A 14,602-nucleotide genomic window follows, 5' to 3' on the forward strand; every position below is an offset into this window, starting at 1 on the left:
ATCTGCGATCATTCGGGCTGCGGCGCGCAGCGGGTGCGCGCCGGACATCGCAAGGAAACTCATGGTTGTTGCACCGCTTACCCTCTCGAGCCTCGCCGTCGCGACGCTGCTCGTCGCCGCATTACCCTTTCTGATCTACCGCCGTCTGCGCCGTCCGCTCGCGCTCAAGCCGCGTGACGCCATCACCGGCATCGCCGTATTCGCGCTGTTCGCCATGGTGATCGAGCGCGCGCTGAACGACTACGTGCTGCATCGGAACGAAGCGACCGCGAGCTTCCTGTCGAATCCGCTCGCCTTCGTGGTGTACGGCGCGCTGGCCGCGGGTATTTGCGAGGAAGTGGGGCGGTTCATCGGCATGCGGCTGTTGCTCAAGCGCGCGGCGGCGAAGTCGGGCTCGACATCGCTCGCGGCGGGAACGAACGACGGCACCGCGCTGACCTACGGCCTCGGCCACGGTGGCGCCGAAGCGTGGCTCGTCGGCGTGCTGGTGCAGATTCAATGGATCCTGTTCGCGGTCTTCGAAAACCGCGGCGAACTGGACGGCTATCTGAGCAATCTGCCGACCGATGCGGTGATGCGCATCCACCTGATTCTCGCCAGCCTGACGCCGCAGACCGCCGGCATTTTCGCGCTCGAACGCGTGGCCGCGCTGGTGTTCCAGATCGGCTTGTCCGTGTTGATGTGGCGTGGCTTGCGAGCCGGCTGGCGCGGCATCCTGCCGCTCGCGATTGCGCTGCATGCGCTGGTGGATGTGCCCGCCGCGTTGTTCCAGGCGCAACTCGTGCCGCTCGCCGCGGTGGACGCCGTGTATGCCGTGGGAGCGGTGATCGTGACGGGGTTGCTGTTCCGGGCGTTCAGGCGTCCCGCGGTGCCCGCATGACGGCCGCACTTGACGGCGCCGCATGATGCGCATGTCACTATGAACTGTCGACCGTTCTCTACAATCGGCCTCTTTTCGAGGCCACCCTTTCGGCACACTTCAATGGAAGAAGCTTACCAATACGACTGCGCCAATCCCAAGTTCGAGGAGCTGGCGCGCGTCATCAGCGATCTGTTTCCTGAGCAGACTCAGTTCATCCAGCGCGCCGCGGAAGACGGCACGCCAACGCTGGCGATTCACTGGGTGGCGATGCGTTTCGGCGCGACCGCGCGCCGTATCGTGATGACCGTGGTGATCGCGCCGGCCGCGTTGGCGCGTTATCGCGCGCTGCCGGCGCGGCTGCGCGGCCGCAGTTTCGCGGTGTTGCGCGCGTATGTCGAAGCGAGCATCGGTTCGCTCGAGGAGCAGTATGCGAACGGCGAAGCGGTGCCGCGCGATGTCACCGTGGATCTCGGCGACGAGTTCGCTTAATGCACTGGCGGATACGGCTCAATCGGCGAGCCGGTAGACCTTCGCGAAGCGGGCGGCTTGCACCACGCCGTAGTCGCCCGGCGCGTATTGCATGACCCAGTCGCCGGCGGCGCCGCGCAGCACGTCGCCGCCGTATGCCGAGCGCGCGAGCGTGAACGCTTCATGCATCTGTTTGGCCAGCACGACGGCGGGGCGGTTGCGGTACGCGCCGGCTTCGCCGTGCGAGACGGCGGCATCGGCGGGAACGTATTTGGCGTCGAAGCGTTCGCGCGAAACGACCCAGCGGTCGCCCGTCGAGCCCGTGATCAGCGCGTCGCCGCGCACATAGCGGTTGGGGCCTTCGAGGCTCATCAGTTCGCCTTCGGCGGCGGCGAATTCGACGTTGACCGTTTCGTCTTTGACGACACGGCGGGCGTTGGCGTCTTGGCTCAGGTCTAGATTTTTCAGTTCGGTCATGAAGCGAGCAGGTGTGGAGAGTTTTACGGCGGTGCCCGACTTCAGGTGTTCGGGCCGCGGACGACTCGCATCATGCCAGATGCATTTGGCGACCGGTTTCTTTTGCGATGGACGGCGGCGCGGATCGTCTGTCTATGACACGATCGATGCGCTCAGGGAACGCGGCCATATGCCGCCGCCCACAGCAAAAAAAACCGGCGCGCCGCGCGGCAAATCCGCGCTGCGCGCCGGCGGTTTCTTACGCTTACGGCTTCACCGTGGCGTCGCTTGCCGGGGCCGGCGCGGACTTGCCGCCTTTGCCCTTGCCTTTGCCATGATGACCGTGGCCTTCCACGCCGCCCGGCTGATGGAAGGTCACGTCAGCCAGCTTCTTCTGTTCCGGCGAGAAGCTGTTGTACAGCGGATCGAACGCATCGACGAGCTTCTTCATGCCGTCCGCATGCGCTTGCGCGATCGTCGCGTATTGCTTCATGTCGTCTAGCGCCGACACGTTGGTGGCGGCCCGGCGTTGCTGGAACAACTGGCCCATCGTTTGACCGTTGCTGCGCATCACGTCGGCGAAGGTGTTCCACTGCGATTCCTGCGCCGAGGTGATCTTCAGTTGCGAATGCAGGTAGGCGATGCGGTCTTCGACGTTGCGCTCGTGGCCGGCCTTGCCGGCGGGTGCGGAAGCGGCGCTCACCGGTGCCGACGCCGGCGCGGGTGTTTGTGCGAACGCGCCGCTCATGGCGACTGCGGTGGCCAGCATTACCAGTGCTTTTTTCATCGAAACTCCTGATGTCTATTCGAATTGGGACAAGGCTCGCGTGCGAGCGGCCCGTCATGCAGTGGTCATGCGCGGGTCATGATTATGCACGGCGGCCGGCTGCCCACTTTGCCGTCGCCGCTATTAGTATCACGATATCCCTACAATGCGGCTCTTATGCGACAAACGCTTACAACCGAAACGAACAGGAAATAGCGGGTGGATAAATTCGTCAGCATGGAGATCTTCGTCGCCGTGGTCGAGGCGGGCAGCCTGACGGCCGCGGCCGAGCGCTTCGACATATCGTCGGCGATGGTGGGCAAACATATCCGTTCGCTCGAAGCGCGGCTCGGCACGCGGCTGTTGACGCGCACCACACGTCGGCAAAGTCTGACGGAGATCGGCCGGCAGTATTACGAGCAATGCCGACGCATCCTGGCGGACGTCAAGGATGCGGAGTCGCTCGCCGAGGCGATGGCCGCCGCGCCGCGCGGCGTGCTCAAGGTGACGGTGCCGCTCACCTATGGTGTCGAAGTCTTCGCCCCGGCGATGACCGAGTTCCTCACCGCCTGGCCCGACATCACGCTCGAACTCGATCTGTCGAACCGTATGATCGACCTGGTGGAAGAGGGCTTCGACGCGTCGGTGCGCATCGGCCAGTTGCCTGATTCGAGTTTCGTCGCGCGGCCGTTGAAGCCGTACCGGATGCGCGCGTGCGCGTCGCCGGCGTATCTGGCGCGCGCCGGTACGCCGCGCACACCCGAGGATCTCATGCAGCATGAATGCCTGGGATTTCTGCATTGGGGCCGCGAAGGTTTGTGGCGCCTCGGCGGCGAGAGCGCGACCGAGTGTCAGTTGCGCGCCGGCCGCTTTCGCGCGAACAACGGCCAGGCGCTCAAGGTGGCCGCGTTGCACGGCTTCGGGCTGGTGTTGCAGCCGGAGGCGCTGCTTGCCAGGGAGATTGCCAGCGGCGAGTTGGTGTCGGTACTGGAAGATTATCTGCCCGAGGGCGCGCCGGTCCATCTGTTGTATCCGCGCGATCGGCGCGCCACGCCCAAGCTCACCAGCTTCATCGATTTCGTGATCGAGCGGTTCGGCGCATGAAAGCGGCGGCCCATGCGATGCTCCGTGACGCTCGTAACGCCCGCCATCTCGCTCATGATGATGTTCAAGGCGATTGGGTTGGGTGACTTCTCCATTTGCCGCGGAAGACGCGCGATAATCCGCCTCATCTGAGCCACTTCCTTTTCTCTCGATGAGACCTCCGCGCCTCGACCAACTCGACGACCTCGACCGCAACCTCGTTGCGCTGCTGCAAACCAACGCTCGCGAGAGCGTTGCCAATCTCGCTCGTCAGCTCGGCGTGGCGCGCACCACGGTGATCGCGCGCATCGCGCGGCTCGAACGCAGCAATGTGATCGCCGGATACAGCGTGCGGCTCGGCCAGGACGTGCTCGACTCGAGCATCGTGGCTTACGTCGGCATCATCATCGCGCCGAAGCATGGGCCGGCTGTGCAGAAGCGCCTCGGTAAGATGCCCGAGGTGCAGTTGCTGTGCGCGGTGAGCGGCGAGTTCGATTACGTCGCGTGGCTGCGTGCCGATTCGCCCGATCGCCTGAACGATCTGCTCGATCAGATCGGCGGGCTTGAAGGCGTGGAGAGGACCACGACTTCGATCATCCTCGCGCGCAAGATCGATCGCGGCATGGTGTGAGCGCCACCCCGCGTTTACGCCGTTTTAACAACTTTCAGACATATCGACTAAAAAGTTCGTCATAACGTCGAAGTTCATGGTCATAGCGCAGCATTTTGCGCGTATGAACTGTTTTTGCTTCTCCCTAAACTGTTGCTCAAGGGTTCAGCCCGCCGGGCGCCGCGCCACGAGCGCAGCGCACTTCCCAAGCTGGAGACAGCACACAAAATGGGACCGGAGTAAGCGCTAAAGCGCTGACATCGGTCGATAAAGGAGAAGCGCAATGAAAATAGCCATCGTTGGTGCAGGTTTGATCGGTCACACCATCGCTCACATGTTGCGCGAAACCGGCGACTACGACGTCGTCGCGTTCGACCGCGACCAGCACGCGCTCGACAAACTTGCCGCCCAGGGTATTCCGACCCGCCGTGTGGATTCCGCCGATGCCGCCGCGCTGCGCGCCGCCGTGCAAGGCTTCGACGCGCTCGTCAACGCGCTGCCGTACTACCTCGCGGTGAACGTGGCGTCGGCGGCCAAGGGCGCGGGCGTGCATTACTTCGATCTGACGGAAGACGTGCGCGCCACCCATGCGATCCGCGCGATCGCCGACGACGCCGATCACGCCTTCATGCCGCAGTGCGGTCTTGCGCCGGGCTTCATCGGCATCGCCGCGCATGAACTGGCGAACCGCTTCACGGAAATCCGCGACGTCAAGATGCGCGTGGGCGCGCTGCCGGAATTCCCGACCAACGCGCTGAAGTACAACCTGACGTGGAGCGTCGACGGTCTGATCAACGAGTACTGCCAGCCGTGCGAAGCGATCCGCGACAGCCGCACGCAGTGGGTGCAGCCGCTCGAAGGCCTCGAACATTTCTCGCTCGATGGCACCGAATACGAAGCCTTCAACACCTCAGGCGGTCTCGGCACGCTGTGCGAAACACTGTCGGGCCGGGTCGAGTCGCTCGACTACAAGTCGGTGCGCTATCCGGGCCACCGCAACCTGATGCAGTTCCTGCTCGAAGACCTGCGTCTTGCCAGCGACCGCGACACGCTCAAGAACATCATGCGCCGTTCGGTGCCGTCCACCGCGCAAGACGTGGTGCTGGTGTTCATCACGGTGAGCGGCATGCGCGACGGTCAACTGGTGCAGGAAGTGTTCACCCGCAAGATCTTCGCGAAGACGGTGTGCGGCGTGCCGATGAGCGCGATCCAGATCACCACGGCCGGCGCGATGTGCGCGGTGCTCGATCTGTTCCGCGAACAGAAGCTGCCGCAGAAGGGCTTCGTGCGCCAGGAGCAGGTGTCGCTGCGCGACTTCCTCGCGAACCGCTTCGGGCAGTTGTACGAAGGACAGTCGCTGGAGACGATGGCTACTGTCTGAAGGACCGGCATCGAGGGCCGTGCGACAAGGCGGCAGCTGGCATGAAACGTCTGCCGCGAGCAGCAAAGACGGCTCCGCAGAGAGCCGAGGAAACGCCCCGACATTCGGGGCGTTTTTTATTGACGCCGCTGCTACACAGGTACCGGCGGCATGATCGTCGCCGCCTGCGGCTCGCCCACGATGCGCGCGAGCAGGGTTTCATGATCCGCCGAAGTAGGCGCGGTATTGTCGAACATCAGCAGATCGCCGCAGATATCGCCACTGGGCACGAAACGGCGCTGCCGATACTCGTCCCAGTGCGCGAGTTTGTATGCGTCGTTCGGATTGGCGCGCGCGAGGATCCGCTGCCGCGCCGTCTCTTCCGACGTATAGACCCACACGACCCGTAGTACCACGTCCGCAGCGACCCCCAGCCACGCGCGATCGAACAAACGCCGCTCGCGCACTTCGCGCGAGAGCGGCCCGACCACCATCGCGCTGACCCCGAGTTCGAGATTGTCGCGGGCGGTATCGAGCAGGCCGCGATACTCGGGATCGCGCAGATGCTGCAGAAACAGCGGGCTGTCGCGGTCGTTCGGGTCGCCGGTCAGCATGGCCATGGCGGCCGCGCTGTAGCCGCCGTAGAGCGTGTCTTTATCGAGCAGGCAGAAGGGCGTGGCGCTCGCTTTCATCAACGGGCTGAGCAGCTTTCTCGCGAGCGTGGTCTTACCCGTGCCCGCGTGGCCGCAGAAGAAAACCAGATGGGTCACGAAGGCGTGTCCTCGGGCGTGGCGGATACGGCGCGCTCCGGGTCACGCGCGAACTTGCCTCCGGCTTCCAGCCACATCACGTTGATGATGCCGAAGCCCAACGCCACGCCGATGCCGAGAATCCAGGTGAAATACCACATTGCAGTCTCCTTGGTCGTATGTCCGGCAAGGCCGGCCCCGAAGCGCGGCGCATAGGCTGAACAGGGAAGCCGGCATGTCCGCGGGCAAAGTGGCATGCGCTGGAACCGAGGGTAAATCCGCAACGGGAACACAACGCGCGGCAGCCCACGGAACGGCCCTTTGCAGCGATCATGAAGAAGAACGCGGCGCCATGCAAGAGGCCGCGGGGTCGTCCGATCGGCCAGGCTGGCAGAACGACCGCGCGTAGCTATCATGCATGGCAAAGGTTGAGCGGGTGCCACGAACGTGAGCAATCAGGATGGCCAGGCATCGTCCCGCATACCGATCAGCAAGAAGAAGACCACAATCAAAAACACGGGAGCCCCAGCATGCCGACGCGTCCGGACCGTTACCGTCAAGCCGCGTGGGTCGTATTGGCGAAGCTGGGCGCGCTTGCCGCGCTGAGGCTCGGCGTGCTCGCCGGCTGCGCCTCGACACCCGCCGAGCCGGTTCCGTTCAAGCCGGTGCCGGCCGCTCGCATCGTCCAGCCAGGCTACACGGAACCGGGACGGGGCTCGTCGCCGTGTCCGCCGTGAGCGTTCCCGTGACGTGATCGTCCGCTTTCGCGATGCCCTGGTGTATATCGACGGCGAGCAGGTCACCGACCTGATGAACGGCGAGCACGTGGTCTTCTATCTGAGTCCGGGCGTGCATCGCATCGCCGTGTCGACGCAGTTCGATCCGGTCGTCGAAATGCGCTTCACAGTGACGGCCGATACGCGCTACACGAACCGCGCCTCGGTCACGTTCGGCGACGATCACCGTATCGCGCTGCGCCGGGTCGCGCAATAGCGTGCTCTGTCTCGCGGGCGTTGCGCACGGCGTCCGCGCAGCTTAACAATTCGATACATGAGCGGCGCGCATAGCCCTTAACATGGCGGCTAACGCCAATCCGTTCCTGCAGATGCGCCGCCAGGCTTACGTTTCGTAAGCGTCCGGCCGCTCTGTTCCGTTTTCAAGGTAATCCAAACATGCTGATCAATTGCGCCGCCTATCAGGACGGCCGGAAGCTGGCAGACATCGACATCGATAGCATCAGCGACTACGTGGCGCGGCCCGAGTGTTTTGTCTGGGTGGCGCTAAAGGACCCGGGCCCGGGCGAACTGGCCGTGATGAAACACGAGTTCGGCCTGCATGAACTCGCGATCGAAGATGCGCAGAACGGCCATCAGCGCCCCAAGATCGAGGAGTACGGCGAGTCGCTGTTCGCCGTGATGCACACGGTGGAAATGGACGAAGAGGGCGAACTGCTGATCGGCGAAGTCGACGTGTTCGTGGGAAGCAACTATGTGCTGTCGGTGCGGCGCGGCACGCGCATCGGCTTTCAGAACGTGCGCGCCCGCTGCGAGCGCGAGCCGCAACTGCTCAAGGAAGGCGCGGCGTTCGTGCTGTATGCGCTCGCCGACGATATCGTCGATCGTTACTTCCCGATCATCGAGGCGCTGAACACCGAGATCGAAGCGCTCGAAGACCGCATTTTCGACCGCAACAATTCGGCGGCATCGCGCGCGATCATCCAGGATCTGTACTCGTTGAAACGGCGCCTCGTGATTCTGCAGCACCATATCGCGCCATTGCAGGAAGCGATCAGCAAACTGACGGGCGGCCGCATTCCGAGCGTCTGCGGGGGCATGCAGGCGTACTTCCGCGATGTCTACGACCACCTCGAGCGGATCGTCAGGATCATCGACGGGCGGCGCGAAATGGTCGTCACCGCCGTGCAGGTGAATCTCGGCATGATTTCGCTGGCCGAAAGCGAGGTGACCAAACGGCTCGGCTCGTTCGCGGCGCTGTTCGCGGTGCCGACCATGATCGCCGGCATCTACGGGATGAACTTCCAGACCATCCCCGAGCTGCACTACAAGTACGGCTATCCGATCTGTCTCGCGGTCATGCTGACCGTCGACCTGGTGCTGTACTGGCGCTTCCGCAAGGTCGGCTGGCTTTGATGAGCGGGCGGGGCGGCGTCCGTCGGCGCCGCCATCCATCCGCTCAACCTGGCCGGACTGAGCAACAGCGCGCCCGCAGCAAACCCACCCGCTGACCGTCCGGCGTTCTCCACGCTTGCACCGCGCGCAATAAAAGTCCAGCATAGGCGGCCCGCCGGCCGTTGATCTTGCAGCCGGCGGCAAATCTGCTACGCACGGACCAAGCGAGGAACCCTTTGCCATACGCCGCCTGCCGGCCCGCTACAACAGCGCGCCGCTCCGATTCGACCGGGTGCACAGCACGCCGGCGCATCGCCGCGCGCCGATGCACTGCAACACCGCGCATCGTTGACAATCGGAATGGACTGCGCTGAGAATGGGCCTCGCAAACGTTTGCGCACTAATTAAAAATAAGGCTCCGTTGCGAGCCTGACAGACCCTGGAGATATGCATGAGCCAACGCATTCGCCGCCGCATCCTGGCGGCCGCCGTCCTCGCCGCCGCTACCGCCGCCTTGCCGTTTTCCTCCGCGTACGCGCAGAGCGCGCCTGCTCATAAGCCTAAGGTCGCGCTGGTGATGAAGTCGCTCGCCAACGAGTTTTTCCTGACCATGGAGACCGGCGCGAAGGACTATCAGAAACACAACCCGTCGCAGTTCGACCTGATCACCAACGGCATCAAGGACGAGACCGACACCGCAAACCAGATCCGTATCGTCGAACAGATGATCGTCTCGAAGGTCGACGCGATCGTGCTCGCGCCGGCCGATTCGAAAGCGCTGGTGCCGGTCGTCAAGAAGGCGGTGGACGCGGGCATCATCGTCGTGAACATCGACAACCGGCTCGACCCGGACGTGCTCAAGTCGAAGGACCTGAACGTGCCGTTCGTCGGACCGGATAACCGCAAGGGCGCGCAGAAGGTCGGCGACTATCTGGCGAAGAAGCTCAAGGCGGGCGACGAGGTTGGCATCATCGAAGGCGTGTCGACCACCACCAACGCGCAACAGCGCACCGCAGGCTTCAAGGACGCGATGCAGAAGGTGGGCGCCAAGGTCGTCTCGGTGCAATCGGGAGAATGGGAAATCGACAAGGGCAACGCGGTGGCGTCGGCCATGCTCAACGAATACCCGAATCTGAAGGCGCTCCTCGCCGGCAACGACAACATGGCGATCGGCGCGGTCTCGGCCGTGCGCGCGGCAGGCAAGCAGGGCAAGGTGTTGGTGGTCGGCTACGACAACATCAACGCGATCAAGCCGATGCTCAAGGACGGCCGCGTGCTCGCCACGGCGGATCAGTACGCCGCCAAGCAGGCCGTGTTCGGCATCGACACCGCGCTGAAGGCGCTCAGCGAACACAAGAAGCAGGCGGATCTGTCCGGCGTGGTGGAAACGCCGTGCGATCTGGTCACGAAGTAAGCATCGCCCGGTCAGTCCCGGGGTAAGTCGGGTACGCGGTTTTGCGCCGGCGTCGTTTCGTGCTCAATGCATGACACACGCTCGCAAACCCGCGTGTATTCAATAAACGCTCAAGAAACCTGCCGCGCCGCCGTTAATTCCAGAGGTAAGCGTCATGACGGTGCCGCGCGACGGGAGGGTGCGTGGCTTTTAGCGCCTGCGCATTCCGCGCATTGGGCCGGCATGACACGGGCCGCAACTTCAAGCGAGCGAATCGCATGAGGCCACGGCCCGGCGCCACGGAACCAGGATTGCGATGGACTCAACCGATCACGACGCCGTGCCTGCCGTCCTGTCTGTCAGCGGCATCGGCAAGACCTACGCCGAACCGGTGCTCGCCGACATTTCGCTGTCGCTGCGCGCCGGCGAGGTATTGGCGCTGACGGGCGAGAATGGCGCAGGCAAGAGTACGCTGTCCAAAATCATCGGCGGCCTGGTCGACCCGACCACCGGCACGATGCAGCTCGGCGGCACGCCTTATGCGCCGGCGAGCCGCACCGAAGCCGAGGCGCTCGGCGTGCGCATGGTGATGCAGGAGCTGAATCTGCTGCCGACCTTGTCGGTGGCCGAAAATCTGTTCCTGAACCGCTTGCCGCGGATCGGCGCATTCAGCTTCGGCTGGATCGACCGGCGCAAGCTGCGCGAGGATGCGCGTCACGCCATGGCGCAGGTCGGCCTCGACGCGATCGATCCGGACACGCTGGTCGGCGAGCTCGGCATCGGCCATCAGCAGATGGTGGAAATCGCCCGCAATCTGATCGACGACTGCCGCGTGCTGATCCTCGACGAGCCGACCGCGATGCTGACCGCGCGCGAAGTCGATCTGCTGTTCGAACAGATCGACCGGCTGAAGGCGCGCGGCGTGGCGCTCGTCTACATCTCGCACCGGCTCGAGGAGCTCGCGCGGGTGGCCGAGCAGATCGCGGTCCTGCGCGACGGGCGGCTGGTGCATGTCGACGCGATGGCCAACCTGACCAGCGACGAAATCGTCACATGGATGGTCGGCCGGGAGCTCGGCGAGCGGATCGATCTGGGCGTGCGCAACATCGGCGCGCCGCTGTTGGAGGTGGACAGGCTCACGCGCGGCAAGGTGGTGCGCGAGGTGTCGTTCGAAGTGCGCGCGGGCGAGATTTTCGGCATCAGCGGCCTGATCGGCGCGGGCCGCACGGAGTTGATGCGGCTGATTTACGGCGCCGATCCGAAGGACGGCGGCACCGTGTCGCTGGCGCAAACGCCGGGCGCGCCGCCCACGCCGGTACAGATCGCGTCGCCCTCGGACGCGGTGCGCGCGGGCATCGCGCTGATCACCGAGGACCGTAAAGGCGAAGGCCTGTTGCTGCCGCAGCCGATCGCGGCCAATGTGTCGCTTGGCAATATCAGCAGCGTGGCGCGGCACGGCATCGTCGATGCGAAGCGGGAGAATGCGCTCGCGCAGACGCAGATCGCGGCGATGCGGATCCGCACGTCCGGGCCGGGGCAGATTGTCGGCGAGCTGTCGGGCGGCAACCAGCAGAAGGTCGTGATCGGCCGCTGGCTGGCGCGCGACTGCCGCGTGCTGTTATTCGACGAACCTACGCGCGGCATCGACGTCGGCGCGAAGTTCGATATTTATGGCCTGATGGGTGCGCTGGCCCGTGAAGGGCGCGCGCTCGTCGTGGTGTCGAGCGATCTGCGTGAGCTCATGCTGATCTGCGACCGGATCGGCGTGATGTCCGCGGGCAGCATGACGGGTGTGTTCGAGCGCGATAACTGGTCGCAGGATGCGTTGCTGGCCGCGGCTTTCGCCGGCTACCGCAGCCGCGAAGCGTTGCTGCACGCCGCCCCCGACGCCAGCGAAGCAGGGAGTCTGTCATGAACGATCAACCGTTGCGGGAAGCATCGGGCGACAAGCCGGGAACGGGTAGCGGCACTGGCACAGTCGCGCCGCCGGCCGATCCGTCGGCGCCGCTCGCGAGCGGCAAACCGGCCGGCACGCGGCTGGGCTTTTCGAATTATCTCGGGCTCGCCGGCGCGTTGCTGGCGATGATCGTGCTGTTCTCGCTGCTGAGTTCGCACTTTTTGACGTATGACACGTTCAGTACGATCGCCAACCAGATTCCCGATCTGGTGGTGATGTCGGTCGGGATGACCTTCGTGCTGATCATCGCCGGGATCGATCTGTCGGTGGGATCGGTGCTGGCGCTGGGCGCGTCGGTGGTGAGCGTGGCCGCGCTGAAGTGGGGCTGGGGGCCGTTGCCGTCGGCGTTGCTCGGCGTCGCCGCGGCGGCGCTGACCGGCACCATTACCGGCGCGGTGACGGTGGGCTGGCGGATTCCGTCGTTCATCGTCTCGCTCGGCGTGCTCGAAGCGGCGCGCGGCATGGCGTATCAGATGACGAATTCGCGCACCGCCTATATCGGCGACGCGTTCGACTTCCTGTCGAACCCGATCGCGGTCGGCATCTCGCCGGCGTTCCTGATCGCGGTGGCGGTGATGGTGATCGCGCAGCTGGTGCTCACGCGCACGGTGTTCGGCCGCTATCTGGTCGGCATCGGCACCAACGAGGAAGCGGTGCGGCTCGCGGGCGTCAATCCGCGTCCGTACAAGGTCATCGTGTTCGCGCTGATGGGCGCGCTCTCGGGGCTGGCCGCGCTGTTCCAGATATCGCGTCTGGAAGCGGCCGATCCGAACGCGGGTGTCGGCCTGGAACTGCAGGTGATCGCGGCCGTGGTCATAGGCGGCACCAGCCTGATGGGCGGGCGCGGCTCGGTGATCAGTACCTTTTTCGGCGTATTGATCATTTCAGTGCTGGCGGCCGGCCTCGCGCAGATTGGCGCGAACGAGCCGACCAAGCGGATGATCACCGGCGCGGTGATCGTGGTTGCGGTGGTGCTGGATACGTATCGCAGCCGCCGCAAGCGCGCCTGAGCGGTGGCCGGCACCGCAAGCCGGCAGAGTAACGCAACCAGGGCGGTTGCGGCGTCATGAGCGGTAAAGCGTAAGAATTCATGGGTTTGGTCTGTCTTCGATGAAGACGTCCGGTGGGTCGCCAGATGGCGCGGCCGGCGGGTAAAACAGGCGGGAGAGCAACAGGTTATGGCGACGATCAAGGATGTAGCGGCTGTGGCAGGCGTGTCGTTCACGACGGTATCGCACGTGGTGAACAACTCGCGGCCGGTGTCGGCGGACGTGCGCGCGAAGGTCGAACACGCGATCCGTCAGCTCCACTATGTTCCGTCGGCGGTGGCCCGCTCACTGAAGGCACGGGCGACCGCGACGATCGGGCTGGTCGTGCCCAACACCACGAACCCGTATTTCGCGGAACTGGCGCGCGGCATCGAGGACGGTTGCTCGCGTAACGGCTACTGCGTGTTCTTCTGCAATTCCGACGACGATCCGGCCAAGCAGCGTAACTATCTGCGCGTGCTGCAGGAAAAGCGGATCGACGGCCTGATCGTCGCTTCCGCCGGCGACGACGCCGTGCTCGCGCAAACGCTCGCGGACTCGCACGAGCCGCTGGTCATTCTGGATCGCAATATCGAAGGGCTGAACGCGGATCTGGTGCAGATCGATCACGAGAAGGGCGCGTATCTCGCGACCCGGCATCTGCTCGAACTGGGGCACGTGCGGATCGGCTGCATCACCGGGCCGGTTCAGACGGCGGTCAGCGCGATGCGCGTGCACGGCTTTATCCGCGCGATGACGGAGCGCGGCATCGAGATTCCGCCCGATGCGATCGTGGAAAGCGATTTTTCGGGCACCGGCGGCCACCGTGCGGCCGCGCAACTGTTCGACACGGTCAAGCCGTCGGCGATTTTTGCCGGCAACGACATGATGGGCATCGGCGCATTGCGCGCCGCCGCGGAACGCAATATCAGCGTGCCGCGCGACTGCTCGATCATCGGTTTCGACGATATCGAGCTGGGGCGTTTCACCTATCCGGCCCTCTCGACCGTCGGGCAATCGGTGCGCGCGCTCGGCGATATGGCTGCGCAGACGCTGATCGAACGGATTGCCGGCACGTCGTCGGGCACGCCGCGCGCGGCGGGGCGCCGGCGCGTGGTGTCGCCGCGGCTGATCGTGCGCGAGTCCACCGCGACATGGGCCGGCGCGGCCAAGCGCGATCTGGCGGCGTGATTGGATTCGATGCGCTGATGCATACGCGCATTTGTGGCTAGCGGCGCGGCCGCGCGCGTCATCGGGCGATTTGCTTGGCGTAACACGTAGCCTTCGATTCTCGCCCGCAGCGGCGTTGAGCATTTCTTGAGATCTGGCAGGCGCTGTCGAGCGGGGCGCTGCAATCGCGCGGGCGTCCTAACGCTCAATAGCGTTGTTCTGCAACGCTTGCCCTCGTCGCAGCAAGAACGCAGGCCGATCGGATTCAGCCGTGCGGCGCGCTCGCTACCGTCGCGGTATTCAACACCTGTGGCGCGACGCCGTCAGCACATTCCCAGCGGTCGCAATGTCGCGCGGTCTCTCACTTCCATCTCCAGGCACCGGCACGCCCGTTCCGCATCACCGGTGCGCAAATCCGCCGTCTGTCAGCATCTTGTAATTTATTCCGGTTGCTTACAGCGCCTTTCCTCATACCATATAAATCCTTCAAGTACGCGGTCAGCAGGCCGTAAACAGGACTATTAGAGCGACGTATCGAAAAAGCGCCATTACGCAGACGCCACACGCAAAA

General features: G+C 64.5%; 16 protein-coding genes. 12 read left to right on the forward strand and 4 right to left on the reverse strand.

Going from position 1 to position 14,602, the window contains the following annotated elements; all coding sequences use genetic code 11:
* The first annotated feature begins 61 nt into the window (after positions 1-61).
* Together B0G74_RS07595 and B0G74_RS07600 are read left to right on the forward strand one after the other, a co-directional pair.
* Positions 62-880: a YhfC family intramembrane metalloprotease gene (locus tag B0G74_RS07595; protein WP_132374224.1), complete on the forward strand. Its 819-nt coding sequence runs from the start codon at positions 62-64 to the stop codon at positions 878-880.
* 102 nt (positions 881-982) lie between these two features.
* Complete coding sequence (locus B0G74_RS07600; protein WP_132374225.1) at positions 983-1,351, forward strand: DUF3022 domain-containing protein; 369 nt, start codon at positions 983-985, stop codon at positions 1,349-1,351.
* 18 nt (positions 1,352-1,369) lie between these two features.
* Here the strand turns inward: B0G74_RS07600 and B0G74_RS07605 are convergent, their stop codons facing one another.
* Together B0G74_RS07605 and B0G74_RS07610 are read right to left on the reverse strand one after the other, a co-directional pair.
* The gene (locus tag B0G74_RS07605) at positions 1,370-1,807 is read right to left on the reverse strand and encodes a PGDYG domain-containing protein (RefSeq protein ID WP_132374226.1); all 438 of its coding nucleotides are present in this window, start codon (positions 1,805-1,807) and stop codon (positions 1,370-1,372) included.
* Positions 1,808-2,051: 244 nt separating this feature from the next.
* On the reverse strand, positions 2,052-2,573 hold the full coding sequence (locus B0G74_RS07610; RefSeq protein ID WP_132374227.1) for a Spy/CpxP family protein refolding chaperone: 522 nt from the start codon (positions 2,571-2,573) through the stop codon (positions 2,052-2,054).
* Positions 2,574-2,771: 198 nt separating this feature from the next.
* Between B0G74_RS07610 and B0G74_RS07615 the strand changes: the two genes are divergently transcribed.
* The 3 genes from B0G74_RS07615 to B0G74_RS07625 all read left to right on the forward strand — a co-directional run bounded on the left by B0G74_RS07615 (position 2,772) and on the right by B0G74_RS07625 (position 5,626).
* Entirely contained in the window at positions 2,772-3,656 is an 885-nt protein-coding gene (locus tag B0G74_RS07615; RefSeq protein WP_132374228.1) for a LysR family transcriptional regulator, read from the forward strand.
* Between the two features lie 151 nt (positions 3,657-3,807).
* Entirely contained in the window at positions 3,808-4,266 is a 459-nt protein-coding gene (locus B0G74_RS07620; RefSeq protein ID WP_132374229.1) for an Lrp/AsnC family transcriptional regulator, read from the forward strand.
* Positions 4,267-4,528: 262 nt separating this feature from the next.
* Positions 4,529-5,626, forward strand: coding sequence for a saccharopine dehydrogenase C-terminal domain-containing protein (locus B0G74_RS07625; protein WP_132374230.1), 1,098 nt, complete (start codon positions 4,529-4,531; stop codon positions 5,624-5,626).
* 131 nt (positions 5,627-5,757) lie between these two features.
* Here B0G74_RS07625 and B0G74_RS07630 read toward each other — a convergent pair whose 3' ends face one another.
* Positions 5,758-6,375: an ATP-binding protein gene (locus B0G74_RS07630; protein ID WP_132374231.1), complete on the reverse strand. Its 618-nt coding sequence runs from the start codon at positions 6,373-6,375 to the stop codon at positions 5,758-5,760.
* A complete protein-coding gene (gene cydX, locus B0G74_RS07635; protein WP_132374232.1) occupies positions 6,372-6,515 on the reverse strand; it encodes a cytochrome bd-I oxidase subunit CydX in 144 nt (47 codons plus the stop codon). Before cydX ends, B0G74_RS07630 begins: the two co-directional genes overlap by 4 nt.
* A 369-nt stretch (positions 6,516-6,884) precedes the next feature.
* Here cydX and B0G74_RS46520 point away from each other — a divergent pair, with 369 nt between their 5' ends.
* The 7 genes from B0G74_RS46520 (at position 6,885) to B0G74_RS07665 (ending at position 14,052) form a co-directional block, all read left to right on the forward strand.
* On the forward strand, positions 6,885-7,091 hold the full coding sequence (locus tag B0G74_RS46520; protein ID WP_243658139.1) for a hypothetical protein: 207 nt from the start codon (positions 6,885-6,887) through the stop codon (positions 7,089-7,091).
* A gap of 13 nt (positions 7,092-7,104) precedes the next feature.
* Positions 7,105-7,347 carry a DUF2846 domain-containing protein gene (locus B0G74_RS46525; protein ID WP_243658140.1) on the forward strand — a complete coding sequence of 81 codons (243 nt, stop codon included), beginning with the start codon at positions 7,105-7,107 and terminating at the stop codon, positions 7,345-7,347.
* A gap of 179 nt (positions 7,348-7,526) precedes the next feature.
* Positions 7,527-8,504, forward strand: a complete 978-nt coding sequence (gene corA / locus B0G74_RS07645; protein ID WP_132374233.1) for a magnesium/cobalt transporter CorA — start codon at positions 7,527-7,529, stop codon at positions 8,502-8,504.
* Positions 8,505-8,934: 430 nt separating this feature from the next.
* Positions 8,935-9,897, forward strand: coding sequence for a sugar ABC transporter substrate-binding protein (locus B0G74_RS07650; protein ID WP_132374234.1), 963 nt, complete (start codon positions 8,935-8,937; stop codon positions 9,895-9,897).
* 295 nt (positions 9,898-10,192) lie between these two features.
* Positions 10,193-11,791 (forward strand): sugar ABC transporter ATP-binding protein, encoded by a 1,599-nt coding sequence (locus B0G74_RS07655; protein ID WP_132374235.1) that lies wholly within the window; start codon positions 10,193-10,195, stop codon positions 11,789-11,791.
* Positions 11,788-12,843, forward strand: a complete 1,056-nt coding sequence (locus B0G74_RS07660; RefSeq protein WP_132374236.1) for an ABC transporter permease — start codon at positions 11,788-11,790, stop codon at positions 12,841-12,843. Before B0G74_RS07655 ends, B0G74_RS07660 begins: the two co-directional genes overlap by 4 nt.
* A gap of 168 nt (positions 12,844-13,011) precedes the next feature.
* The gene (locus B0G74_RS07665) at positions 13,012-14,052 is read left to right on the forward strand and encodes a LacI family DNA-binding transcriptional regulator (protein ID WP_132374237.1); all 1,041 of its coding nucleotides are present in this window, start codon (positions 13,012-13,014) and stop codon (positions 14,050-14,052) included.
* The last annotated feature ends 550 nt before the right edge of the window (positions 14,053-14,602 follow it).

It is taken from the genome of Paraburkholderia sp. BL9I2N2 (genome assembly GCF_004339745.1).
Taxonomy (GTDB): domain Bacteria; phylum Pseudomonadota; class Gammaproteobacteria; order Burkholderiales; family Burkholderiaceae; genus Paraburkholderia.

Excerpts from the sequence above, each read along its gene's own strand:
- B0G74_RS07595 (WP_132374224.1), top strand. The coding sequence starts at position 62 with ATGGTTGTTGCACCGCTTACCCTCTCGAGCCTCGCCGTCGCGACGCTG.
- B0G74_RS07600 (WP_132374225.1), top strand. The coding sequence starts at position 983 with ATGGAAGAAGCTTACCAATACGACTGCGCCAATCCCAAGTTCGAGGAG.
- B0G74_RS07605 (WP_132374226.1), bottom strand. The coding sequence starts at position 1,807 with ATGACCGAACTGAAAAATCTAGACCTGAGCCAAGACGCCAACGCCCGC.
- B0G74_RS07610 (WP_132374227.1), bottom strand. The coding sequence starts at position 2,573 with ATGAAAAAAGCACTGGTAATGCTGGCCACCGCAGTCGCCATGAGCGGC.
- B0G74_RS07620 (WP_132374229.1), top strand. The coding sequence starts at position 3,808 with ATGAGACCTCCGCGCCTCGACCAACTCGACGACCTCGACCGCAACCTC.
- B0G74_RS07625 (WP_132374230.1), top strand. The coding sequence starts at position 4,529 with ATGAAAATAGCCATCGTTGGTGCAGGTTTGATCGGTCACACCATCGCT.
- cydX (WP_132374232.1), bottom strand. The coding sequence starts at position 6,515 with ATGTGGTATTTCACCTGGATTCTCGGCATCGGCGTGGCGTTGGGCTTC.
- B0G74_RS46520 (WP_243658139.1), top strand. The coding sequence starts at position 6,885 with ATGCCGACGCGTCCGGACCGTTACCGTCAAGCCGCGTGGGTCGTATTG.
- corA (WP_132374233.1), top strand. The coding sequence starts at position 7,527 with ATGCTGATCAATTGCGCCGCCTATCAGGACGGCCGGAAGCTGGCAGAC.
- B0G74_RS07650 (WP_132374234.1), top strand. The coding sequence starts at position 8,935 with ATGAGCCAACGCATTCGCCGCCGCATCCTGGCGGCCGCCGTCCTCGCC.
- B0G74_RS07655 (WP_132374235.1), top strand. The coding sequence starts at position 10,193 with ATGGACTCAACCGATCACGACGCCGTGCCTGCCGTCCTGTCTGTCAGC.
- B0G74_RS07660 (WP_132374236.1), top strand. The coding sequence starts at position 11,788 with ATGAACGATCAACCGTTGCGGGAAGCATCGGGCGACAAGCCGGGAACG.
- B0G74_RS07665 (WP_132374237.1), top strand. The coding sequence starts at position 13,012 with ATGGCGACGATCAAGGATGTAGCGGCTGTGGCAGGCGTGTCGTTCACG.